This is a genomic window from Burkholderia sp. S171 (assembly GCF_009766085.1).
Taxonomy (GTDB): Bacteria; Pseudomonadota; Gammaproteobacteria; order Burkholderiales; family Burkholderiaceae; genus Caballeronia.
In genome coordinates, this window is the sequence record NZ_LMUF01000047.1 from 22552 (window position 1) to 47008 (window position 24457).

Annotated in this window: 22 protein-coding genes; 11 read left to right on the plus strand and 11 right to left on the minus strand. The window is 59.9% G+C overall.

The annotated features are described in order from the left end of the window. Positions 1–237: 237 nt before the first annotated feature. The gene (locus GSQ93_RS25350) at positions 238–1101 is read left to right on the plus strand and encodes a hypothetical protein (RefSeq protein WP_254074049.1); all 864 of its coding nucleotides are present in this window, start codon (positions 238–240) and stop codon (positions 1099–1101) included. Positions 1102–1153: 52 nt separating this feature from the next. Here the strand turns inward: GSQ93_RS25350 and dapA are convergent, their stop codons facing one another. Continuing rightward, on the minus strand, positions 1154–2011 hold the full coding sequence (dapA, locus tag GSQ93_RS25355; protein ID WP_158938398.1) for a 4-hydroxy-tetrahydrodipicolinate synthase: 858 nt from the start codon (positions 2009–2011) through the stop codon (positions 1154–1156). 279 nt (positions 2012–2290) lie between these two features. Continuing rightward, positions 2291–3190, minus strand: a complete 900-nt coding sequence (locus GSQ93_RS25360; protein WP_158938399.1) for a DMT family transporter — start codon at positions 3188–3190, stop codon at positions 2291–2293. A gap of 121 nt (positions 3191–3311) precedes the next feature. Here GSQ93_RS25360 and GSQ93_RS25365 point away from each other — a divergent pair, with 121 nt between their 5' ends. After that, positions 3312–3785: an Lrp/AsnC family transcriptional regulator gene (locus GSQ93_RS25365; RefSeq protein WP_158938400.1), complete on the plus strand. Its 474-nt coding sequence runs from the start codon at positions 3312–3314 to the stop codon at positions 3783–3785. Here GSQ93_RS25365 and GSQ93_RS25370 read toward each other — a convergent pair. Beyond that, entirely contained in the window at positions 3768–4700 is a 933-nt protein-coding gene (locus GSQ93_RS25370; RefSeq protein WP_158938401.1) for a LysR substrate-binding domain-containing protein, read from the minus strand. The genes GSQ93_RS25365 and GSQ93_RS25370 overlap by 18 nt on opposite strands. A 137-nt stretch (positions 4701–4837) precedes the next feature. On the opposite strand from GSQ93_RS25370, the gene GSQ93_RS25375 reads away from it, so the two are divergent. Further along, the gene (locus GSQ93_RS25375) at positions 4838–6019 is read left to right on the plus strand and encodes a M20 aminoacylase family protein (protein WP_158938402.1); all 1182 of its coding nucleotides are present in this window, start codon (positions 4838–4840) and stop codon (positions 6017–6019) included. Between the two features lie 81 nt (positions 6020–6100). Next, positions 6101–7417 carry an MFS transporter gene (locus tag GSQ93_RS25380; protein ID WP_158938403.1) on the plus strand — a complete coding sequence of 439 codons (1317 nt, stop codon included), beginning with the start codon at positions 6101–6103 and terminating at the stop codon, positions 7415–7417. Positions 7418–7527: 110 nt separating this feature from the next. Here GSQ93_RS25380 and GSQ93_RS25385 read toward each other — a convergent pair whose 3' ends face one another. Both GSQ93_RS25385 and GSQ93_RS25390 read right to left on the minus strand, forming a co-directional pair. Continuing rightward, a complete protein-coding gene (locus GSQ93_RS25385) occupies positions 7528–8586 on the minus strand; it encodes an aldo/keto reductase (RefSeq protein WP_158938404.1) in 1059 nt (352 codons plus the stop codon). Beyond that, the gene (locus tag GSQ93_RS25390; protein WP_158938405.1) at positions 8583–8963 is read right to left on the minus strand and encodes a TIGR04076 family protein; all 381 of its coding nucleotides are present in this window, start codon (positions 8961–8963) and stop codon (positions 8583–8585) included. Before GSQ93_RS25390 ends, GSQ93_RS25385 begins: the two co-directional genes overlap by 4 nt. Positions 8964–9250: 287 nt before the next feature. Here GSQ93_RS25390 and GSQ93_RS38285 point away from each other — a divergent pair, with 287 nt between their 5' ends. From GSQ93_RS38285 to GSQ93_RS25405, 3 genes are all read left to right on the plus strand, one after another. Then, positions 9251–9532, plus strand: coding sequence for a DUF3311 domain-containing protein (locus GSQ93_RS38285; RefSeq protein WP_158938406.1), 282 nt, complete (start codon positions 9251–9253; stop codon positions 9530–9532). Then, positions 9529–11040, plus strand: coding sequence for a sodium:solute symporter (locus tag GSQ93_RS25400; protein ID WP_158938407.1), 1512 nt, complete (start codon positions 9529–9531; stop codon positions 11038–11040). Before GSQ93_RS38285 ends, GSQ93_RS25400 begins: the two co-directional genes overlap by 4 nt. Positions 11041–11175: 135 nt before the next feature. Further along, positions 11176–12378: a porin gene (locus GSQ93_RS25405; RefSeq protein ID WP_158938408.1), complete on the plus strand. Its 1203-nt coding sequence runs from the start codon at positions 11176–11178 to the stop codon at positions 12376–12378. 164 nt (positions 12379–12542) lie between these two features. On the opposite strand, the gene GSQ93_RS25410 is transcribed toward GSQ93_RS25405, so the two are convergent. The 3 genes from GSQ93_RS25410 to GSQ93_RS25420 form a co-directional block, all read right to left on the minus strand. After that, entirely contained in the window at positions 12543–15533 is a 2991-nt protein-coding gene (locus GSQ93_RS25410) for a tetratricopeptide repeat protein (RefSeq protein ID WP_158938409.1), read from the minus strand. Next, complete coding sequence (locus tag GSQ93_RS25415) at positions 15530–17113, minus strand: hypothetical protein (RefSeq protein ID WP_158938410.1); 1584 nt, start codon at positions 17111–17113, stop codon at positions 15530–15532. The genes GSQ93_RS25410 and GSQ93_RS25415 overlap by 4 nt, the downstream gene beginning before the upstream one ends. A gap of 163 nt (positions 17114–17276) precedes the next feature. After that, a complete protein-coding gene (locus tag GSQ93_RS25420) occupies positions 17277–18812 on the minus strand; it encodes a PLP-dependent aminotransferase family protein (protein WP_158938411.1) in 1536 nt (511 codons plus the stop codon). A gap of 122 nt (positions 18813–18934) precedes the next feature. Here GSQ93_RS25420 and GSQ93_RS25425 point away from each other — a divergent pair, with 122 nt between their 5' ends. Together GSQ93_RS25425 and GSQ93_RS25430 are read left to right on the plus strand one after the other, a co-directional pair. Continuing rightward, positions 18935–19570 carry an FMN-binding negative transcriptional regulator gene (locus GSQ93_RS25425; protein WP_158938412.1) on the plus strand — a complete coding sequence of 212 codons (636 nt, stop codon included), beginning with the start codon at positions 18935–18937 and terminating at the stop codon, positions 19568–19570. Positions 19571–19621: 51 nt separating this feature from the next. After that, positions 19622–19948: a cupin domain-containing protein gene (locus GSQ93_RS25430; RefSeq protein ID WP_158938413.1), complete on the plus strand. Its 327-nt coding sequence runs from the start codon at positions 19622–19624 to the stop codon at positions 19946–19948. A gap of 61 nt (positions 19949–20009) precedes the next feature. Here GSQ93_RS25430 and GSQ93_RS25435 read toward each other — a convergent pair whose 3' ends face one another. The 3 genes from GSQ93_RS25435 to GSQ93_RS25445 all read right to left on the minus strand — a co-directional run bounded on the left by GSQ93_RS25435 (position 20010) and on the right by GSQ93_RS25445 (position 22760). Further along, positions 20010–20600, minus strand: coding sequence for a GNAT family N-acetyltransferase (locus tag GSQ93_RS25435; RefSeq protein WP_216857672.1), 591 nt, complete (start codon positions 20598–20600; stop codon positions 20010–20012). 130 nt (positions 20601–20730) lie between these two features. Then, entirely contained in the window at positions 20731–21912 is a 1182-nt protein-coding gene (locus GSQ93_RS25440; RefSeq protein WP_158938414.1) for a DUF2235 domain-containing protein, read from the minus strand. Positions 21913–22157: 245 nt separating this feature from the next. Next, complete coding sequence (locus GSQ93_RS25445) at positions 22158–22760, minus strand: TetR/AcrR family transcriptional regulator (protein WP_158938415.1); 603 nt, start codon at positions 22758–22760, stop codon at positions 22158–22160. Positions 22761–22847: 87 nt separating this feature from the next. Here GSQ93_RS25445 and GSQ93_RS25450 point away from each other — a divergent pair, with 87 nt between their 5' ends. Beyond that, complete coding sequence (locus GSQ93_RS25450; RefSeq protein WP_158938416.1) at positions 22848–23678, plus strand: SDR family NAD(P)-dependent oxidoreductase; 831 nt, start codon at positions 22848–22850, stop codon at positions 23676–23678. A gap of 46 nt (positions 23679–23724) precedes the next feature. After that, complete coding sequence (locus GSQ93_RS25455; protein WP_158938417.1) at positions 23725–24357, plus strand: NAD(P)H-binding protein; 633 nt, start codon at positions 23725–23727, stop codon at positions 24355–24357. Positions 24358–24457 lie beyond the last annotated feature (100 nt).

Consider the following 24457-nt stretch of genomic DNA (forward strand, 5'->3'; position numbering starts at 1 on the left):
AATTGCGGGAGACTTCATATAGGTTTCCCTAACGGAAAGGTTGTTCGAAACCAGCGTTTCTCTTATGCACCTGAATTCCCGATGCTCTTCGATTCGGGAAACTTTACACCTCCCCGGTCATCAGCCGACAAGCTCCTTCACCTTACGTTTAATACTGAGCCCTCGCCTCAATGTCCCCATTTATCTTTTCTAGCCGGGTACCATTGAATAGAATTGAATTGCAATGAATTGACTCGAATGCTGCTCCTGCAGCACGAAGACCAGGCGGTCCGCGATCATGTCCATGGGAGTCTGCTAATGCGTCTTCAGAACTTCAAGCAAGCGAGCGTAGGCGCCGCTTGCGCGCTTCTTTGCCTGTGTGTGACTGCGCACGCTCAAACCGCCAGCAGCGCGGTCGCTACGCCCGCACAGACAAAGGACGTTACGCCAGTCGGCATTGTAGTGACGCCCGGTTTCCCCGGCGATGATCCAGCCGCCGTCAGGGACGCGCTGGCGCGCAAATTTACCGATAGCAAGACGCTCTCGTTCACGCATCGAGTAGAAGATTTGATTGGCGATGCTTTGCCGAAGACGCTGCACGACGCCGCATTGATGGACGCCAAGCTAAGCCGCGACCTGGCGTTCGTGGTGCCCGCACCGTATGGAATCCGCTATCGATCGAAGGTTCGCGTGATGACGGTAGACGTGGATCTGTCGGACAGCGATCACCCCTACGCGATCGTCCTCAAAAGGACCATCACCGGGCCCCGTGGCCGAAAGCTCGTGGTCGCGGCCGAAGCGAAATCGAAGGGCTATATACAGAACATCGATATCATCGAACTGGATCCCGTCAACAAGCACAACAAGACGACAGTACATGGGCGCTTCGTGCTCTCGCCGGACGCGTTCTCCCAAGAAGACGGCGATCTCGCGCTCGTGTTGATCTGTCGCGTGGTGCCGCCTTATCTGACGATGACCAAGGACCATACCGACCCGAGCAACGAAGAGCCTACCGACATCACCACACGCACGGCAACGCTGCACGCGAACGTCGGCGATATCTGGCTGATCAACCGCGAAAAGGGCATCGTGCTGGCGAAGGGACTGCATTTGGTGAAATAGCGCGGGCCTATTCATGTGAATCGCATGCGCCGGCTACCGCGCTGATTCTCAGCTAGCTCGACAGCAAGACTCCAAGCTGACCACGCAGCCGGTCAGTCGCTTGCGTCATCGGTGCACGAAGTTCCTGACGGATCACCCCCAAGACCTCAAGCGCACACTTCACGGGTGCCGGATTAGGCTCGGACACGAGTGCTTGTATCAACGGTACTAGCCGATGAAACCGCTCGCGCGCTTGATCAAGATGGCCTTCCTTGATGTCGTTATAAACCGCAACGAAGTCAGCCACGCGCACATGCGCACTCGCCGCGATTGCGCCGTGGCCGCCAAGACATAATGTGCTGAACATATTCAGGTCCTCACCCGCGAGCACCGACAAACGTCCATCGAGGATCAACGCAAGCGTCGTTTCCAGCGACCCGGCGCAATCCTTGATTCCCTGAATGTTGGGATGGGCGGCAAGCGTCAACAGGGTCGCGAGGTCCAGTCGCACGCCTGTTCTATAGGGAATGTCGTAGACAATCAGAGGAACCGTGCTGATATCGGCGAGGGTGGTGAAGTGGCTCGTCAAGCCAGCCTGCGAGGGCCGCACATAGTAAGGCGCAGGGACAAGCAAACCGGAAATCGGAAGCTCGTTCAAGCGAAGAGCGCGCTCGCGAAGCTCCGCTGAGTTGTTTCCAGCCAGCCCTACCACGACCGGAAGATCCTTCGTCTCATCCAGGATGGTCGCCAGCACCTGTGCCTGCTCAGCGTGATCGAGCGACGACGGCTCGCCCGTGGTTCCCAATGCAACAAACCCTGTCACCTTGGCATCAATGTAAGACCTGACCAGGTTTCGCAGCGCGTCGTGATCGATACGTCCGTTTGAAAACGGCGTGACCAGCGGAATCCAGATACCAGAAAAAATCGACATTCCATACTCTCCTGTTTGACCGATAAAAACCGTCAGGGCATCAGAGAACAGGGATGGAAATCGAGTGACCGCATCTGTTCCGTCGCACCTGACGGAACAGCGCTCCGGTCAGATGAGCGACGGTTTTTTGCCTTTGGAATTTGCGGACGCGAGTGGTCGGATCACGTTGAAGTGATCTCGGGCAATGCACGCAGAAATGTGATGCGAGTTCATAACGGATAGTTGCCGTAACAGCTTGCTGGATGTGCTTGTTGATCGAGAAAAACGCTTGCTAATCGGCTACTCAAAAGCCGCGCGTTTTCGCGGCGTGAGTTCCCAACCTAGAGTTGTTCCAGCGGCCGCCAGCAGAATCAGCGCCGCACCAACAATCTGCAGCCATCCTAATCGTTGTCCGAACGCGACCCGGTCCACAATGATCGCCACGACCGGATAGATGAAGGACAGCGCACCCGTCACCGCGGTCGGCAGTTTCTGGATGGCGCCATAAAGCAGCACGTACATGATGCCGGTGTTAACCACGCCGAGCACGACAAGATCCGCCCAATGATTCGGGGTGGTGGGCAAATGCTGGAAATCGACGAACGGCGCAAGCATGATGATGCCCAGCGCCACATGCAACAACGCAATCAAATGCGGTGGCGTTCCCTTGAGCTGCTTCGTCACGATCGAACAGATCGCGTAGAGAAATGCCGCGCCGAGCGCATAGCCGATACCTTCCAGATATTCACCGGGCTTGGCCAACACCGCGGGCTCCACTCGCACGACCAGCACGAGGCCCAAAAACGCGACGCCGAGCCAGAGAATCGTGCGCAAGGTGATCCGTTCGCGAAACACCACGGCACCGAGCAGAACGAGCATGAACGGCTGGGTGTTATAGACGGCGGTCGCCATCGATATGGAGGCTCTTGAATAGGCCGCAAACAGCAGCACCCAGTTGCCGACAATCGTAGCGCTGCCGAGCGCTACCAGTCCAAGCATGCGCCATGAAAACAAGCTTTTGCGCAACATCCCTTTTAGCGCACAGATCACGAGCAGCGTCGCTGCGCCGAACACGCAACGAATGAACACGACGTTCAGCGGCGTTTGCTGCGACGACACGACGAGCCATCCGACCGTGCCGGATATCAGCATCGCTACACTCATTTCTACACAGCCAACGCGCATTTCTCTTGAGCTCATCGCCTTGCCTTTCAAGTGGTGCCAGCTCCAATCTGTCTAGTAAGTTTAGTGGGCGGCCAAGCGTGATTCCATGTGTAAAATAAGCGGACATCGACGTTTTAACTTCAAATCGAAGGTCCATTTGAAGAATCGCCTTTCTTCCCCGCCGGGTCTTGTCTTGCTCGACCAGACCGACCGCGACTTGCTCGCCGTTCTATCCGAGGACGGCCGGATCGCGATGAGCGAACTCGCGCGCCGGATTGGCTTGTCTGCGCCCAGCACAGCCGAGCGCGTGCGCCAGCTCGAAGCGCGTGGCGTGATCCAGGGGTTCGCCGTCAGGCTCGACCCGCGTGCGCTCGGATACACGCTTCAGGCCATCGTTCGGGTCAAGCCACTGCCGGGTCAACTGCACCTTGTGGAAGAAGCCATCCGGCGCATTCCCGAATTCGTCGAATGCGACAAGGTCACCGGCGACGACTGTTTTGTCTGCCGGCTCTTTCTCAAGACCATCGAGCAACTGGACGAGATTCTGTCGAAGGTCGCAGAGCGCGCCGAGACAAGCACGGCGATCATCAAGTCGACGCCTGTCGAACGCCGCTTACCGCCCCTGGATTGAACGGCGCGCCGGGACGTTCAACCTTAACGACGTCACCGCGTCCTGCAAGCAATCGAGCAGCAACGCAGCGGCCGGCGTCAGCGGGCTGTCGCGACGAGTCACTACGCCGATGGCTATCGGCGGCGGCAGGTCGGCTATAGGCAACACGGCGATACCCTCGCGCACCCACGGTTGATCCAGCAGAGGCTCGGGCAACAACGCAACGGTATCCGAGCCACGCAGCAACCCGTGCGCAATCACAAAGCTCGGGCACTCGATAACTTTCTGCGGCACCGTCAGACCGGACGCGGCGAAGAAATCGAGCAGTCCGCGCGTCGAGCTTTCGGGCGATGGATTCAACAGCCATTCCGCATCGACCAGTTCAGCCAGGGACGTGCAGTGCGCTAGCGGATGATCTTGCCGCGCGACCACCACCGAACTGATCTTGTATAGCTCGATGTAATCGAACGCGGGCCCGAGATGCTCCGGCACGACCACCGCCACCACGAAATCAAGTGACCCGTCGCGCAAACGCGGCAACGCAACGCCCGGGAATCCTTCGATAAAACTCACGCGTGCATGCGGCATCTTCTTTCGAAACGCGCTGAACGCTTTAGGCAGAATCGACAGCGCGGCGGTCGGCGTGACAGCGGCCGCCACGCTGCCGGTCACTTCGCCTTTCATATGCGCGATGTCGTCTTCGGCGCGACGCATCTCGCTCACCACCATCTGCGCCCGAATCCTCAACTGCAAGCCGAACGCGGTCAATTGCACGCCGCGCGCGGTGCGCAGCACGAGCGGCACGCCCAAGTCCTGTTCGAGTTCTTTTAACGCCTTCGTCAACGCGGCCTGAGAAAGATGCAGGCTACGCGCCGCCGCGCGGATGCTGCCCTGTTCGGCAACGGTGAGGAACGCACGCAACTGATGGTATTTCATCGGAGATTAAAGGGTTTATACCGACAACTGGTAGTAGTCACAAATTTAATTAACTGTCTTTTGGTTTTCTTTGTGACTTTATATGCTTGACCGGAAGCAGTCACGCTGAAATATCGAAACGTAATAAGGAGTTAGTCATGCTGTCAGTCGATCCCGTCATTCCCGGAATTGCCGCCATTGCGCCCGACCTTATCGCGGTGCGGCGCCAGATCCACGCCAATCCAGAACTCGCGTTCCAGGAGCGGGCGACCAGCGACCTCGTCGCCAGCCTGCTCACGCAGTGGGGCTACGAAGTAACGCGCGGCCTCGGCAAGACGGGCGTGGTCGGCGTGCTGAAACTAGGCAGCGGCAGCCGGCGCATCGGCTTGCGCGCCGATATGGACGCGCTGCCCATCGAAGAGGCGACCGGCCTTCCCTACACCAGCGCCGTCCCGAAGACCATGCACGCCTGTGGTCACGACGGCCACACCGCGATGCTCCTGTGCGCCGCTCGATATCTGGCGGAAAGCCGGCAGTTTTCCGGCACGTTGACGCTGATCTTTCAGCCGGCCGAAGAAAGCTACGGCGGCGCACGCGCGATGATCGAGGACGGTCTCTTCGATCAGTTTCCCTGCGACGCCGTGTTCGGCCTGCACAACATGCCAGGCTATGAAACCGGCGGCATGAACTTCTGCACCGGCCCCGCAATGGCCTCAGCCGACCGCGCCACGATCGTGCTGCGCGGCTTGGGCGGGCACGGCGCGCTGCCCCACCTGTCACGCGACCCCATGCCCGCAGTGGCGGGCATTATCCTCGCGCTGCAGAGCATCGTGGCCCGGGAAATCGATTCGCAGAAGTCGGCGGTGATCTCGGTTGGCAGCGTCAAAGCCGGCGAAACCTTCAACGTGATTCCGCAGACCGCCGAGATGAAACTGTCGATCCGCGCACTCGATCACACGGTGCGCGATCTCTTGCGCAAACGCATTACGGCGCTCGTGCACGCGCAGGCGGCGTCGTTCGGGGTGGAGGCGGAGATCGACTACGAATGGGGGTATCCCGTGCTCGTCAATCATGCCGAACCGACCGCGTTCGCTGCCGAAGTCGCGCAGAAGATGCTCGGCACGCAACGTGTGGATACCCAGGCGCATCCGCTCATGGGCAGCGAGGACTTCGCGTTCATGGCCGAAGTCGTGCCGGCTGCGTATGCGTGGATCGGCAATGGCGTCGAGGGCAAGGGAAGCTGCATGGTCCACAACCCCGGCTACGACTTCAACGACGACATTCTCGCCATCGGCGCGAGCTACTGGGTACGCCTGACCGAAGCGTATCTAGCCGATTAAGCGTATCTGGCCGACTGAATCGTCCGAGCCTCATTTCAAACCCGCCCCCACCTGCAGCACGACCGCGTTTCGAGAGAAGACATGAGCATACCGACCGTATCAACCCTCGACGCTACTCCGAGCGCGGCGCTGGGCCGCCGCAAACAAAGCCGCGCGCGGCTTGTCACTGCGGCAGCAGTGGGTAACGCGCTCGAGTTCTACGACTTCACCGTCTATGGGTTCTTCGCACTGTTGATCGGGAAGCTGTTCTTTCCCGTACACGATCCGGTCGGGCAGTTGTTGCTGGCGGTTGCGAGCTTCGGTGTCGGCTTTTTCACGCGGCCCGTCGGCGGGCTTGTGATCGGCATGTACGCCGATCGCGCCGGACGCAAGAAAGCGATGGTGCTCACGCTCGGGCTGATGGCAGTCGGCACGGCGATGATCGCGGTCGCGCCGACCTACGGACAAGCGGGGTTTATAGGACCCGTGATCCTGGTGATCGCGCGGCTCATTCAGGGATTCTCGGCGGGCGGCGAAGTGGGGGCATCGACGACGCTTCTGCTCGAACAAGCGCCGCCCAACCGGCGCGGCCTGTATGCATCGTGGCAGTTCGCGAGCCAGGGTCTTGCCGCGCTCGCGGGCGCGTTGACCGGCGTCGCGCTGACGGCAACGCTCACGACAGCGCAACTCGAAAGCTGGGGATGGCGCGTACCGTTCCTGATCGGCACGCTGATCGTTCCGGTCGGCTGGTGGCTGCGCAAGACGCTCGAAGAAGAGCCGATGCACACGCCGAAGGAGAAAGTGCCAAAGCTGCCTTTGCTCGATGTTCTCCGCGATCACCGGCGCGCCGTGCTGATGGGTCTTGGACTGACGATTGCCGGAACATCGGCGCATTTCATCATCGTGTTCTACCTGTCGATCTACGCCGTCAAGACGCTTGGCCTGCCGCCTGGCATCGCGATGCTGTCAGGGTGTGTATCGGGCGCGATTATTTTTGTGCTCGCACCGGTTGGCGGATACCTGACCGACCGCTTCGGACGCAACACGCTTGCGCAAGGCTCGCGCGTCGTGCTGCTGCTCGCGATCTATCCAGCCTTCGTTGCATTGAACCGATGGCCCACGACCAGCACGCTGCTCACCGTCGTCACGCTGCTTTCGTCGGTGCACGCGATCAACATTGGCGGCGTGGGCGCCATGCTCGGCGAGCTCTTCCCGCGCTCGGTGCGAGCAACGGGCGGGGCCGTGGTGTATAGCCTCGGGGTAGCGATCTTCGGCGGCTTCGCGCAATTCTTCGTGACGTCGCTGATCGTGGCGACCGGCAGCACGCTGGCGCCCGCGTGGTATGTGATCGGCTGCGGTCTGCTGGGGTTGATCGCCGTCGCATTCATGGATGAAAAGTCGCAGAAGGCGCTGGATTAGTTGGGCAGGCGCGGAGCCAGAACCGCGCTTTTCAAATGAAGCTGCTCGCCGCATAGCCAAGCTCGCGAACGCCGCGAATGTCTGCGCGGGCTCAACACACAACAACGCAATCAATGAGGCGTCTCGTTCAGGTCGTATTTCATGACCCGTCCGTGGCGTCCTTCCAGATCTCGCTCGCTGCTGTAAACATCGCCATCAAGCAAACGGCGCTGCGCCAATACGGCATTGAGTGCCGCCAGATCGGCGGAGTCGAGCGTCCCCTGCATCACGCGCAAGTGATCGGGCAAGTGATCGCCACGCCGCACGCCGACGATAATCGCTGCGACCTGGGGTTGCTGAAGCACCCAGCGCATCGCGATGGTCGGGATGGACACCGCATGGCGCTCCGCCATTCCCTTCAGCACGGATAGAAGCTGCTGAAACAAATCCCAGCCGCCGAAGTCATCGATCATCAATTTGTATTTGACGAGCGACCGGTTCTCGAGATCATTGGTCGGCTCGCTCTGGCCAAGCCAGCGCTCCGATAGAAAACCTCCCGCGACGGTCCCGTAGCAAAGCAGTTGCATGCGTGCACTCGCGCAATACGGCGAGAGTGCCGGCAGCGCCCGCTGATCCAGCAAGGAGTACTGAACCTGCATGCTGACAAGCGGCGTGCCGCCTTCAACAAGTTCGCGCGTGCGCGCGGTATCGAAATTGGTACCGCCAAGATGCGCGATCTTTCCTGCCCGCTGCAACTCGGTGAGCCAGTGCGCCGTCTCGAGATAACGCGGCACGGTGTAGTCCCACCAATGAAACTGCACGAGGTCAAGCCGTTCGACACCCAGGCGAACCAGCGACCGGTCGATGGTCCGCTCGACCTGCTGGCGATCAAGCGTGGGCAGGGTCGCGAGATCGGGAACGTACTTGGTATGAACACGTAAATTGCGAAGACTTTCGCCGCCGTTGCGAGCGAGGTAATCACGGCGGAATTCACCGATCATTTCTTCTACGCCCGTGTAGATATCCGCGCAGTCGAACGTCGTGATACCGGCTTCGTAGTAGGCCGCCATGTCGGCGATCGCCGCTTCCCGATCGACCGAACCGTGACCACCGGCGAGCTGCCAGCCGCCTTTGAGCAAGCGCGAAATGGTGTAGCCGGGGGCGAGGTCGATGCTGTACTGCGAACTCATTGCTGTTGCTCCGTAGAGGGTAGTTTGACGGCCGTGGTGTCGGTGTGGCTAAAGCGGCGCAGGCCTGAGCGCACGATCCTGAAACGCGAGGGGCAGTTGGGATCGGGACAGGCGACTTCCGCATCGGTGCTCATCCAGTCGTTCGGATGCAGCCGCCGTTGCTTGGATGCAAGCAGCGGCAGCAGCGCGGCGAGCGAGTAGATAGAGAAGCCCTGACCGGGCGGCAGATAAAGCATCTCGCCCTTCAGCTCGAAGTAGTCACCCACCTTTGCGCCGCAATACAGCTTCGCTCCGTCTGGTGCGACGACCTCGACACGCAGGTCGTATAACTCAAAAACATCGTCCGCAGAGCCGGTCGGATCTTGCGTGGAAGGCATGGATATCTCCTGGGGATAACGATGGCGATAACGGCTCAGCAGTCGCGCGGCATCGGCATGCGAAGTAATGTCGTGCAGCCTGAACATACATTTTGCGTGAGTGTACGTATCGTTTTTTTGTACGTCAATACTGCACTGCCGCGTCCGGTCAATCAGCGAATCGGGCCAATTCAGCGCCATTAAGTAAAAAAACACCGTTATTTGTTTTTGACACGCTTGAATTTGTGTGCTGCCTGAGTGCACACTTCATCTCACAATATGTGCAGTCATAACTTACAGGAGGTGGCATGAACAGCAACATTCAAAGTGAGCGAAGTCGCCCTCGTTACTGGTATCGATGGATGCTGGTCATTCCGTTCATCTGGCAAGCCGCGTTGGCGCCAGTGGTGAACGACATCGCCACAAGGCCGTTTGGATTGCCCTTCCCCATGTTCTGGCAGATGGCCGGCATTGTCTTGGCGAGCATCGTCATAGGGCTGGTGTTCTTCATGGATCGCCGTGCGGGCGTAGAAGACGAGGAAGCCGCCTTCCTGGAACAAACCTCCGCTTCCACGGGAGATGCGCAGTGAAAATAGCCATCGTGTTGTGCATCCTGCTCGCGACCGTAGTCGGCGCAGTCGCTTACGGGCGGCGTACGCGCAAAAGTGCAACGCTCGCCGAGTGGGCCGTCGGCGGACGCAGCCTGGGCACGCTGATCTTCTGGTTCATGAATGCCGGCGAGGTCTACACCACCTTCGCCGTGCTGGGTATTTCCGGCTATGCATGGGCGCTCGGCGCACCGGCGTACCTTGCGTTCTGTTCTGTATCGATGAGTTACGCCGTCGGGTACTGGTTGATGCCCCGGATCTGGAAAGCCGGGCGGCTCGGCAAACTCGTTACGCAAGCCGACTTCTTTGCAGCGCGCTTCGACGCGCCCTGGCTCGGCGTGATCACTGGCGTGATCGGAATCGCGTCGCTGATCGTGTACGTCCAGATCCAGTTGGTGAGCCTTGGATTGATCGTGCAACTCACACTCGATGACGCCATCTCGAGCCGCACGGCAACCATCGTTGCAGGACTACTGATGATTGCGTTCGTGTTCGTCGCGGGGATCCGCTCGGCAGCGTTCGCTGCCGGCGTGAAGGACGTTCTGATGATCATCGTGGTGGTGTTGCTGAGTGCGACCGTGGCCAGCAAAGTCGGCGCAGGGTCGCTACTCGATATCTTCGGCATGGTCGAAGCGAAGCATCCGGGCATCGGCAAGTTTCCGGGAGTCGACCCAAGCTCGCCCACCACCGCCATCTGGTTGATGACCTCCGCGATCAACATCGCGCTCGGCAACTGGGTGTTTCCGCATCTGTTCCAGATGTCGTATTCGGCGCGCAGCGCGACGTCCATTCGACGCAATGCCATCTGGCAACCGCTGTATTCGCTCGCGTACTTCTTCATCATCCTGCTCGGCTTTGCGGCGCTGCTCGCCAATACGCATCCGCCCGGCGACAACCTGAATGCCGCGTTGCTGCAGTTCGTGTCGGGGCGTTATCCGTCCTGGGTGATCGGGCTTGTGGCGGGCACCGGGTTCCTGCTCGCCCTTGCACCGGGTGCCCTGCTGCTGGTCGCGGCGGGTTCAATCTTCACGCGCAATGTCGTGCGGCCGTTCGTCCCGCGCCTGAGCGAAGGTCAATCGCTGGCGTTGTCGCGGGCCTCGCTCGTGTGTTTTGCTGCCGTGGCCGTGTACTTGTCGCTCTCGCAGAAGGGGTCGCTGGTCAAGATTCTCCTCGATGCGTACTCGGCTATCGGCATGCTCGCTCCCGGCGTGTTTCTCGGTTTCCTCTGGAGACGCACGAGTGCGACAGGCGTTCTGGCCGGCATGCTCGCGGGATTCATCGCGTTGCTCGCACCGTTTTCCGCGCATTACTGGGGTTCGCATTGGCCGCAGTGGGAACCCGGTTTGATCGCGATGGCGATCAACGCTGGCGTGACCATTCTTGTCAGCCTTGTCACGCCGGCACCTGCGCCGGCCGCCATTGGAATCGGCTTGCTGGATAGCGCCGCGCCGCCGGCAACTTCCCGCACCGGCTACAAGCTTGGTGCGTGAGACGCCATCCCTGATACGCGATCCCTGACTCGCGTTCAGACCTTCCTTCGCCTTATCCGCGTTCGCCCAAGCCGCCATCAGCGCATGGCGAACGCGTCCCGCTTTGCACCCTCGACACGCCTTCTGGAGATCGCCGTGAAAAAGAGCTGGTTCTGTATTGGCGCGTTAATCGCGTCGCCTCAAGTCGTATTCGCCCAAAGCAGCGTGACGCTTTACGGCCTCGTGACGGCAGGGGTTACCTACGTCAATAACACCGGCAAGGGGCCCGTGTACGAGACTGAAACGTGTGCACCACCCGGATGCAATCGATGGGGATTAAAAGGCCGTGAAGACCTGGGCGGCGGCAATGCAGCGATCTTCACTTTGGAAAACGGCTTCAACATCCAGAACGGGCGATTGGGCCAGGGAGGCACGGAATTTGGTCGTCAGGCGTTCGTCGGAGTGACGAATAACTACGGGACCATCACGCTTGGACGTCAGTACGATTCGCTGTCGGATACGGTGGGCATGTTTCCGTCGAGCAATAACTTTGCAACGGGCTATGGGTCGCACTTCGGCGACCTGGACAACCTTAACCAGTCGATCCGCATCAACAACGTAATCAAGTATGTGAGCCCGGTCTGGAACGGCTTGCAAATGGACGGCATGTTCAGCCTGGGTGGTCAGGCGGGCGACTTCTCGACGAACCGCGTTTGGGCGCTGGCCGCTAGCTACACGGCGGGCCCCTTTGCGTTTGCGGCTGGTTACCTCGATATCAACACGCCTGCGACCAACGCGAACGGAACGGGCGGTGTGTACGCGTCCAATGGTAACTATGTAGGATCGCTGAGCAACTACGTTGCGCTACAAGACGCGAACGCCATGAAAGTCCTTAGCGCGGGCGCGTCCTATTCCATAGGCAACGCAAACGTGGGGCTGGTCTATTCGCATACGACTCTGAAGAACAGCCAGTATTTTGTGGCCAATGGTTTCGCCAATGCCGGTAGCGGCAGCGATTTCAAACTCGACAGCTACGAAGTCACGGCCACGTATCACATCACGCCGGCGCTGTTGGTGGGAGGCGCTTATATCTATAACGCGGGCAAAGCGGATTACGAAGGGTTGAAACCGACCTTCCAGCAGATCAACCTGGGCACGAACTACTCGATTTCCAAACGCACCAGCCTCTTCGCCGTAGCCGTGTTACAGAAAGCGGGTGGAGATGGCATAGCGCCGGTCTTCAACTCGGCGGGAGCCAATGTGGGGAGGACGGCGATAGCGGAAATTGCAGGTGCCGGAGTGGACTCCAGCTCGGCGAAACAGGTGCTGGTGTCGGTGGGGATTACGCACGCGTTCTAAAGCGGCGCTGTCGGCATTTACCTAACTCCGACCCAGATTTGTTTCACTTTGAGACCCTTGAAGCCGGCCCGTGTTGACGCTCCTCCAGGGGCATCAGCCTCAGCTTCAGGGGGACTCGTACAAAGGTGTCTCGACAGCAGGCGGAGCCAGTTCAATTACGGTAATTACTCTGATAAACGTGTCGCCAGCTGCGGTTGTATCGACCCCTTCCACCCGAGGATCGAGGCTGCGTCAACTGGAACAGTCGCTAGCAAATTGGCCGCCAATCGACGAGCCCGCGCTTGTTCAGCCGCTGTCAACCCTGCACCAACACGTTCTTCGACAACCCGAGCCGCATCCGCATAAACGCGCAAGCCCGGGTCAACCGCAAAGCTGGTCTGCGCGCGCAGAAGCCACGCGTCGCCCAGCGCCTTGTCACGCGTCACGCCATCGCCCAACAGATAGCGCATACCGGTTTCGTACTGCTGCAAGGGGCTGCCAAGCAATGCGTCATTCAGGGACAACAGTGCGTCCCACGCTGCGTTGCCGTCTTCTCTCGCGGCAGACGTTGGCTGCCTGCCACTGGCAGTTGGCGTCACCTTATCGATGGAGATGGCAAGCCAGTACGCCGAGCGCTCATCGAGCGACGCGGTATTCCCTGCGGCCTGCGCACGCAACGCCAGCGCGATCGCCGCTGTGTCGGATCTCAACGCAGCGCCTTTGCGATACCAGCTTAGCGCCAGCGCGTCATCGTGCGGCACACCGATGCCTGTCTCGTATAAATTCGCGAGCTCGCTGGCCGCCTCGCCCGAGCCGGCCGCCGCCGCCTTCTCGAACCAGTTACGTGCAGCAATAACGTCCCGTTCAACGCCGCGTCCAGACAGATAGGCCTTGCCTTGCAACTCCATTGCATCGGAACTGACGGCCGCCGCCCGGCTCGCCCACATGAACGCTTCGTGATTGTCTTGTTGGCCGCCGAGCCCCGCGAACAAATGCCTCGCGAGCGAGTCCTGCGCAGAAGCGTTACCCTGCTCCGCCGAACGGCGGAGCCAATACACAGCTGCGCCGAAGTCGGCGGTTACGCCGCGGCCCCGATCGTACGATTCGCCGAGGATCGACTCATAGACCGGATCGCTCGTACTCGCGAGGCGCCACTGCCAGTACACGCGATCACTGGCTGCCGCGTCGCGGCCCTGCACGATGCCCACCGCCAACAGACGCATCGCGAGCGTGTCTCCCGCGCGCGCGGCCGCCGAGCACCAGCGCTGCGCCTTTTCTGCGTTCTGTGCAACACCCGAGCCGTTCGCGTAAGCGAGGCACAGCACGCGCTGCGACGCCAGGTCGTTCAATTCCGCGCCGCGCGTAAACCATTCGACCGCCGTGGCCTGATCGGGCGTCGCGCCTACGTTCTTGGCGTATAAATCGCCCATTGCGGAATAAGCAGGACCGTACTTCAGTGCGACGGCCTTAACCAGCCATGCCTTCCCCGTATCCCTGTCGGAAGACGACGGGCGCTTGAGCAGATACAACCCGAGCATCGTCTGCGCCTGTGCATCACCTGCGCTCGCGGCGCGCTTGAGATATTGCTCGCCGAGCGCTTCGTCGCGCGGTACACCGTTACCGTACATGTACTGCCAGCCCGCCGCGCGCGCGCCTGCGACATTTCCTTCATCCGCCGCCTTGCGGTACCAGGTCAGCGCCTGCGCTTTATCGATCGCTACACCATCGCCGGCAAATAACATCCGGCCGACTATCACCGCGGACTGCGCATAACCACGCTCTGCGCCGGTTCGAGCGAACCGGTAAGCGAGCGCACGATCCTTCGGAATGCCGAGCCCGGAGTAAGCCATTAATGCAAGATTGAACGACGCGACCCCAAGCCCCTGTGCGGACGCCCGTTCGTACCATTGATGCGCTTCGACAAGATTCTGCGCTTCACCTTCCCCATGCTGCAGCATGGTGCCAAGATCGTTTTGCGCCGCTGCGAGGCCCGCCTGAGCAGCGCCGCGCATCCATCCGATTGCAGTGTTCAGATCGATTGGACCGCCTAGCCCCATTCGATACTCAACCGCCAAGTCGAACTGCGCGACCACGTCGCCATCGAGCGCAGCCTTCCGGTGCCATGCACGCGCAAGCATAGGGTTGCGTGAGACGCCGCCGCCGCCGGCATAGAGTTCCCCGAGACGGCGCTGTGCATAGACCGACCCATGTTGCGCAGCAATCGACATCAACGCAAAGCCGCGCTGTGCATCACGCGGGACACCTGTCCCAGTCAGATACAGATCAGCAAGCGCCGCTCTCGCTTCGACATGATTCTGCGCAGCCGCCGCGTTGAGCCACCCGGCAGCGTTGTGGGTGTCCTGCGAGACACCTGAACCGCGCAGTAATGCGATGCCGAGCAGAAACTCCGCATCAGGGTCGCCGCGCAGCGCTCCTTGAATGAACCACGCGACACCCCCGGGCAGGTCGCGAGGCACGCCAGGACGGCCACTGAACAGCAGCCGCCCGGCGTTGGTCGCACCGTGTGGATCGCCATTCCCGGCAGCCCGTGCAAAGTCCGCGTACGCCGATACAAAGTCGACCGGGCCACCCTCGCCGTTGTAGTCCATCAGACCGAGCGTGGCGGCCGCGGCACCATCGCCGTTGTCCGCCGCGAGGGCCAACCAGCGACGCGCGGCCGCGTAGTCCCTCGGCACACGCGAGCCGTCGCGGTAAAGCGAGCCAACGACGCGCTGCGCTGCTGGCGAGCCATCCACCGCGGCCTGCTTCAACATCGCGAGACCGGCGTCGTCAGGCCGCATCGCAAATCCGAACAACACCATTTGCCCATAGACAACGCGCGCGTCGCGATTGCCGGCGGCAGCCTCCGCACCGCATGCCGCGAGCAGCTGTGCAGTCGTCGCAAGCGGCGGCGCCGCCCATTGCTGGCCAGCGGCGAATCGCAGGACGCATGGGGTCGTCGGATCGCTGAACACGGTAAACGACACGGTCCCAACCGGTTGCGTCGGATGAGTGGCGCCTCGATCAACAGACGGCATCGCTTCGGCCGCGCCCGGCGCGATCAACGCGATAGATGCGGTCACCGCCGACGTCAGCGCGAGCGACGCGAAGAACGAACGCAACGCCGATTGACGCAGCGACGAACAATGAATCCGATCGGCGAAATATGCTGTCACACGCCGCCTCGCTTGGCCACCATCCACTCGTTGGTCCCGTACGGCTGAAGGTCGTTCAGGCGACCCACGTAAGCGCGCGCCGCAGCGTCGTTGTGTTTCACGTACCGCTCATAGCCAGCGGCCATGAACCACGTCTCGGCGAGCGCATTCTGGATAGCGGCGGAATTCCCGAGCGAGATGACCTGGATATACACCTGATCGATCGTGACACGGCCTTGCACGTACAGCAGCAGCCAGCGGCGATAATTCCCGAAGACCGGCTGTGAAGCGCGCCGGATGTAGTCTTCGAAAAAAGCGTTGGTGGGCGCCGCACCTGCGCTTCTTGCGCGCACGTACAGATAGAGCGATGCCATGTAGTCCTGATCGAATGCCTCCGAGCCCCTGGCTGTATCGGCCAGCGCCTCGATTGCATCCGCCCAATTCTCCTGTTGCATGTAGGCCAGCGCCGCTGAACCCGAGACCTCGACATATTTGCGATATACCACTGACGGGGTCGCCGATATTGCGGCCTCGTCATGCGCCTGTTTGCGCATCGGTGCGGCAAGGGCGATGGCAGCGCCGATGCGATTCAGACCCACCAGCGTCGTCACTTTCGACTGCTTATAGCTCGTCGAGTCCGGTGCGAGTGCGATCGCTGCATCGATCGCCGTCAGTGCCTCCGCATTCCGATCGAGGCCGTCGGAGAATATCGAAATATTGCTGTAAGCCTCTGCTTTCGCCTGCGTCGTCGCGGCTGACTTTAGCGCCTGCTGTGCATTCTCCAGTTGCTGCACGTCGGCCGCGTGCAGCGGATTGGCGTCGCCGAACGGATGGCGTCGCTCACTCGCGGGATCAATACCTAGCGAAGTCAGTTTGGCGCGCGTCGGCGCATCGATGCCTGGATCGATCGCCCAACGGGCAAACTGCACGTAGTCCGCCCGCGCACCTGCGGCGTCGCCGGTTGCATCACGTTCGATTGCGCGTCTGCGATAGACATCCGCGAGCGCCGGTTCTAGCGGGATGCCCTTCGTGAACGCGTCGATGGATTCCTGACGGCGCCCCATAGCAGCGAGCGTCGTGCCGAGTTGCTGATAGTAGGGCATGCCGAGCGCACGATCGATGTCATGCGCAGCCTCGTGCGCATCCCGGATCCGGTTGAGCGTCGCGAGACTCTCATCGTTGCGTTGATTGCTTTGATACAGACGCGAGAGCAACAGCAGTTGCAAATCGGTAGGGGTCGGCATCAGTTCGATCGCGGCAAGCTGCGTCTCGAGAGCGGCACGGTCATCGTGAAGTGCCATGTCGAGGAGCGTCAACTGTTGCAACACCCCGATCCGCAAGGCAATCGGCAGGCTGTGCGAAGCCAGACATTCGTTGGCGATCCGGGCCGCGTCCGCGATATGGCCGGCGGCCACTTCAACAGAGATGTGCTGACAGGTAGCAAGCACGTCCGGCGGTAAATTCGCGATGCTCGCGGCCTGCGCGGACTGCGGACTGGGCGTTGTACTTTTTGCCGCTGGGGGTGCGGGATTGTGCGCGCACGCGCTCAAGCACAACACGGCAAACGCGGCAGCTGCGCGACGACTTACGTTGTTCTTCATTGAAAGTTCGAGTGATAAAGTGGCCGGCGCTTAATCAATAATTTTTGCGCCACAGCATCAATATCGGCAGACAAATGAAGAACTTGATGGTTGGAACATTCAAGCCGACGATCAGAGTTCAGCCCACTAGCAGATGAGACTCACCGGCCGTTGTGCAGCCTCGTCAGACCTTTCCGCGTGATTGCAGGCTTCCAGCGTCTCGTCGTTTCACGCCTGATCTCACGGCGTCAATAATGACTTCCGCGAGCCGCTTCGCGGCCTCCTCCATTTGTGCATTGCTGAATCCGCCGAACCCGAGGACCAGGCCGGGCCGGCCGTTTCCCGGCGAAAACATCGGCGATATCGCCCGTACCGCGACTCCGGCTCGCGCCGCCATGGTGACCACCTCGCGGTCGTCCAGGCTTTCCGCGAGCCAGAGAACGAGGTGCATGCCCTGGTCACTGGGCTGCACCCATGCCACCTCTGGCGGCAACAACGTGTCGATTGCAGCAATAAGCTGTGCCCGATGGTTCGCGTACACATTGCGCACCCGCCTGATGTGCCGCTCGAGGTGCCCATCGGCCATGAACGCCGCGAGAACGTGCTGATCCGCGTTCGGCGGGTGCCGGTCCATCAGGACACGCGCGCCGCAAAACGCATCGGCCAGATCGTGCGGCACGATCACATACCCCAGTCGTAGTGACGGAAACAGAATCTTGCTGAACGTACCAAGATAGACCACCCGGTCCGGCTCCGAGCTATGCAGCGACGGGAACGGATAACCCTCGTAGCGGAACTCGCTGTCGTAGTCGTCTTCGACTACCCATGCGTCGTTCGTGCGTGCCCACGCCAGGATCGCACTGCGTCTCGCCATGCTCATGGGCATGCCGAGCGGATATTGATGCGATGGCGTCACGAACGCCACTTTCGCGTGCGGCGCTTGCCTGATCCCTGCTTCCACATCGATGCCCTCACTATCCACGGGCACCCGAATCATTGCACTGCCCCGGCCGTTATTCTCGAGCGTGGCAGTGATACCGCGATACGCGGGATCTTCCACCCACGCCTGATCCTTCGAGCCCAGCAATACCTGGCTCGCGAGATACAAGCCCTGCTGCGTTCCGCTGGTGATGATCACCTGGCCGGCTTCGCAGTGCACCGATCGTGACTTGCGCGCGTAGGCAACAATCGCATCGCGCAGCGGCAATGCGCCTTTCGGATCGTCATAGCCGGCTGGTGCGCCCGGGCCTTTGGCGCGCACGCGGTTGCCAAGCCGCCGCCAGATATCGGCGGGCGCCGTCAGGCCAACAGGGACCGAGATAGCAAATGGCATCGGCGGTAAGGGACTGAATTCGCGCGCCACTTGGGCAAAGCGCGCCGCCGGTTCAGGCAAACTCGTCCGCGATGCCTGCGTGCGGGCCGTCTGCGCTTTGCGAACCCGCGTCCCCGACAACGCCTCCGCAACGCGCGTGGCCGCGCCTCGTTGCGACTCGAGGAAGCCTTCGGCGATCAGCTGCTCGTAGGCTTCCACCACCGTTCCACGCGCGACCTGCAGAGACGCCGCAAGCAGCCGCGTGGACGGCAGGGCGTCGCCGGGCCTGATTTCTCCCCTGTGTACCGCCTCTCGCAGCAACTGCGCCAATTGGCCGGACAGGTTTCCCGCGCCGCGTTCGAGTGCGCCGAGCGCGGGAACGTCTACTACCAGGGAAGTTCTCGCCATGATTCTGGTTTAATAGAAATGATTCAAATTGGCTCTACAGGATAAACCAGTTTTGGGACACACTTGCGTGCAATACGAACACCCTTTGCACGGGTGAAGAACAGAAATCTTCTGGAGCAAGCATGTATATTCCCGCCCATTTCAACGAGTCGCGCAAAGACGTGATGCACGAACTTATCGTGCAAAATCCGTTTGGCAGCCTGATTACGAATGGCAAGAGCGGCCTGGACGCCAATCACATCCCACTCGAACTTTCATCGACCGAAGGCGAGCTGGGTGTGCTGCATGGGCACGTCGCACGGAGCAATCCGTTGTGGCAGGACGTCGTCGATGGTGACGAAGTTCTCGTCGTCTTCCGTGCGGGTGACGCGTACGTTTCCCCCACGTGGTATCCGAGCAAGCATGAAACGCACAAGCAGGTGCCGACCTGGAATTACATCGTGGTTCATGCGCATGGACGCATCACCATTCGCGACGATGAAAAATATGTACGCGGCGTGATCGCCCGTCTCACCCGCACGCACGAGGCAACGCAGCCCGAACCTTGGAAGATGGGCGATGCGCCGAGGGAATTTATCGACACAATGGTTAAAGCGATTGTGGGTGTGCAAATCGATATCACCCGGCTCATCGGCAAAAGCAAGCTCAGCCAGAATAAGGAAGTCCGTGATATCGAAGGTGCTGGGGACGCACTCAAGGCGCGTGGCAACCGGATTGGCGATGTGATGCTTGAGCGCGCTGCGGAGAAACAACGATAAACCGCGTCCTTTAACAACACCCCGGCGAAATTCCAGACCAGGAGGACGGCCATGACTGCGCGACAGGAAGCGGAGTTCACCTTCACCGACAGCAACACCGCCCATTGGCAAGACTCGAAATTTGCGGCTGGCGTAGCAGTGAAAAACCTCGGCAAGGCGAATGGCCGCGCCATGCAGCTGGTGCGCTTCGAGCCCGGCGCGGTCTTTCCCACTCATCGGCACGATGGACCGGAGTTCATCTTCATGCTGGAAGGGGAAGCCATTCAGAACGGTCAGGTTTTGACCGCTGGCTGGGCGGGTGTCGCAGAAACAGGTACCGCCGATGTTCTGTTCCGTAGCAATAAAGGTTGCCTGTTTCTGCTCTGCTACGCTGTATAAGGCTTTGCCCGATGTGCGTGGCGAAGTCCTTATTCGGACCGGTATTGGTCACTCGACGGCTTCATGCTGACACGGTATGACCTCGCGGTTCGAGATGGCACTCAAAATGCACCAGGTCGTACCAGACTCCATGTAGCTGCATGCTGCGACGCGCTGTTCCGTACTTCACAAATCCGTTGCGCGTTAGAACGTGCGAAGACGCCTGATTTTCGGGCCGAACGGTCGCTTCTATTCGCCATAGCCCCAGATCTACACACGCCGTCTTCAGTATCAGGTCAACTGCATCGGATGCGTACCCGTTCCCGCCGAAGCGTTCGCCAATTCGATACCCGAGCGATGCCTTGTTGAAATACGGACGAGTAACTCCGCTAAGGTTCACCCGGCCGACAATGATCCCATCCCGCTTTATCAAAAACTGATACGCCTTGTCGGCGTGTGCGTCGCTTCGTGCCTCGGCAATCGCGTGCTTTACGGAGCTGAGGCTATAGTAGTTTTCGTCACGCGCGTTTATCCACTTCTCAAAATAGGCCCTGTTCTCAAGTTCAAAAGCCAAGAGTTCTTCCGAATCGTCTAACGTCGGACGTTGAATTTCTATCATCAAATTGTCTTCAAAAAATCCGGACCGGTGAGCATCAACGGCCAGGGCGGTCACTTTCGCGCTAATTGAAAATCATCTAACGGAGGCCCGCTAAGCAGCCGCTAAGCACCCGTTGACCGGACGCTGGCGGCCTTAGCGCTCATCGGCATACTCACTTAATTGGTTTCACACAATGTACCTGTACCTATGCGGGCAAGTTAACCGGTGAGTAAGGTGGCTGTGGTCCCTGCGTGTCGTCCAGGTCTTCAGGTTGGCCGTTCATACGCTGGCGAACCGCGTCATTGATGACCATGCCACTCGGGAAGGTTCTCGGGGAAACGCCGGCCGCCAGCCATACAGGATTCCCCGCCCACGCTCGATGTCGCGGGCCCAAAGGTTCGGATATGACTGGAACGGGAGGTCGGAGCGCGAACTTTAATCCCACATCAGGATGTTGCAGCCTATCAACGACCCAGAGCAGAGGGCCATCGGACAGGCCGTGTTCAGGGTAGCCTCCGCCGACGTCGCAGTGACCTCCCGGAAAAAGCGCCTGCGTCACGTTCGGGTTGGCATCCCACAACGTCGGTTCGAACGGCTTGCGTTGCTCGTCAAGCGATACCGCGTGCACGCCCAGGTTGATGTTGCCACTCAAGGCCGTGTCGCAGAAACGAAATAGATCAATCGCTGCGCCCGCGTGGTAGATCGGGATGCCCAACGAACCGACCGTATCCCAGACTGCAACCGCGGTGATTTTCACCGGAACAAAAGAACTTGCATCCAGATTCCGCGCGTTCGAGAAGGCACTGTGGATCTCCAGCAACTCGATCAACCCGTCCGCTATCTTCTGGAACGTCGTGTCGTGGCCGTGGCGCCAGCGGTACCAAGCCGCCACCGCGGTGTCGTAACGCGTGTCGTCGTCAATGGCAGCGAAGTCTGGCCGCAGCAGACCTTCTCCCGCAATCAGGCCTGCCAGCGCGCGTGCGGTATACGCGCCCCGGCTAAAGCCGATAATCACGATGCTGTCGCCTGGCACGAAGTTACGCGAGATATAGGTATAACCGCGAGCAATGCGGGCTACGACGCCCACGCCAAACGCGCCACCGGCCACCTTGTCCAGCAACTGCTGTGAATTGCCTACCCCGTGGATGTACTTGGCTATCTGGTTCGGTGTGCCTTTCGCGTCCTGACGGGACTTCTCCATCTCCACGCCGCCCCAGTTGGTTCCGCCGGGAAGCAGGGCGCCGTCAAGCCACGCGAAGAGTTTGCAGACGTTGGTCAGTTGAGGTTCGCAGCCTTGCGTGTCGTCGGGGGAGTTGCTGTCGGTCGTGGCTTGCTCGTCAGGACCGTTCCACGTGCCATCGGCACAAAAGACAATAGTCTTTGACATCGATTCCCCTTCGGTCAGTAGCGTTGCTCCGATGTTGCATGCAATGCCGCCCAGTTGGCAAAAGCTTGTGCGTTGGCAGATCAGATTGGATCACCCGGCGAAGTGTTCCGGATCACTTCGTGACGGCCGAGCGGGCGCACGTTAGATACTTAATTATCCTGACTGTATTGTGGCTGTCCATCAATGGGTCGAAACCATGATCGATGGCGAAGACATCGTCCCGTTCGATTTCTCCCGCAGCAGGCTCATCGCTTCGACTGGCAATCGAGAAGATCGAAGGCCTCGTCGATGTAATACGTCAACGGATGATCCCCATTTCCCTGCCGCCAATTCTCTTTGGCAAACCGAAGCGTACCCATGGTGATCATGGCGTCCAGACGTAGCGCAGGCCTGCGGATCGGATCCGGCCACAATTCATACATCGCCTCTGCCAGTACGTCCTCCAACTGAACAAAAAGCGCATCTTTGCGTAGCCGAAGCGCTTCTATCGATCGAAGTATTTGGTCCGCGGCGAGTGACTCTTGAGTGTCATACAGCGGAGCAAGGGTCAGGAAAGTCTTCCTGGCGGCGTCGATGGGTGATTGGTCCGGCGACTGCGCGAGGAAGGTCGGACGCAGCGCGTGCGGAAAGTTACCGCTCTCGTGCGCCATCAAAAGGTCTTCCTTCGACTTCAAATAGTAGAAGAAAGTGCGCCGCGATATCCCCGATGCCGCCGCGATCGCATCCAGTGTCGTCTCCTCATAACCATTCTCCCTGAAGAGTCTCAGGCCGGTTTGAGTAATCAGATCAAAGGTTAAACGGCGTTTGCGTTCGCGCAGGTCGTTTGGGAGGGGTTCTTTGCTATTCATCGTAGCGATTCTGACGATCGATCAGCTTCTTGACAAGCCTACACTCAGTGCGATAAATTACACTCAGTGCAATTTTAGGGGACTTATATGTCTTCATCAAAGGTCTGGTTTGTCACGGGTGCATCGCGAGGCTTTGGCCGCGTCTGGACGGAGGCAGCCCTGAAACGCGGCGACAAGGTTGCGGCCGCGGTGCGAAACCCAAGCGCGCTCGATGAACTCGTCAAGACTTATGGCGATTCGATCCTGGTCATGCCGCTCGACGTAACGGATCGCGATGCCGTGTTCGAAGCCGTCAGTCAAGCGCACGGGCATTTCAAACGACTCGATGTCATCCTGTGTAACGCCGGCTACGGCTATATGGGCGCAATCGAAGAGTTGGAGCACGAGCAAGTGAAAGCCAACTTTGACACCAATGTGTTCGGGACACTGTCGGTCGTTCAGGCAGCGCTGCCGATCTTACGGGCGCAGGGCAGCGGTCACATCCTGACGCTGTCGAGCATTGGCGGCGTTATTGGTTTCCCGACGGGTGGAAGCTACACCGCCAGCAAATTTGTGATCGAGGCCATGTCGGAAGCACTGGCAGGTGAGGTGGCTGCATTCGGCATCAAAGTCACGATCATAGAACCAGGGCAATTCGCCACCGGGTTTAGCGCGTCGGTGCAATCCCCGCCAACCATAGCGGCCTACGATCCGATACGGCAGGCCATTCGCTCGTCGTTCAAATCCGGCGATGTTGGCGATCCGCTAGCAACCGCCGCAGCGATCCTCGAAGCCGTGGACGCCAGTGAGCCGCCGCTTCGCCTGGTGCTAGGTTCAGCAACAATCGCGAAGTTCCGGGCGACCTATGCGGCGCGGTTGAGCAACTGGGATACATGGGAAACCGTGTCAAACTCGGCTCAAGGCAAACAACGCGCTTAACTTAAAGCAGCGGTTTGGGGAAAACGGTCAAGGCCCTGGCGTGAAAATGAAACTACTACTGCTCGGTGCTACGGGGTTGGTGGGAAGCAGGATACTGAAGCTCGCGCTCGCCAACGACGCGTTTTCGGAGGTGATTGCACCCACACGGAAAGCGCTGGCCCCGAGTGACAGACTGGTCAACCCGGTTGGCCCACGCCTGGAGGAACTTGTTCCGCGTCTGATGTCGTACACGCCGGACGCGGTCATATGCGCATTGGGGACGACTCAGGCAAAAGCCGGCTCGAAGGAAGCGTTCCGTTATGTCGACTACGAGCTCCCTATCGCATTGGGGAAAGCCGCGCATGCCGCCGGCGTAGAGACGTATGCGATTGTGACTGCCATGGGTGCATCTCCAGATTCCATGAGCTTCTACTACAGGACCAAAGGAGAGGTTGAGCGGGACATCCAGGAAATCGGGTTCCGGTCGCTTGCGATCTGCAGACCCAGTCTCATTGGCGGCGAGCGAAATGAAGCCAGGGCTGCAGAGGGAGCAGCGCTGACGCTGCTTCGATTTTTAGCTCCGCTCCTGCCGAAGAAATTCCGTGTCAATCCGGCAGATGTGATTGCTGCTACGTTGCTCGATGCAGTCATCGATGCAAAAGTGGGGTGTCGTTGGATCAACGCTCAAGAAATGAACTGAGAACTGCTTCCGAGCGCGGGATGGCTCTGTTGAGAAAAGCTCGCCTGACGCAAGCTTCGATTGGCCGAAATCCGCTGGACCCGATTCCGCGTTAAAACCC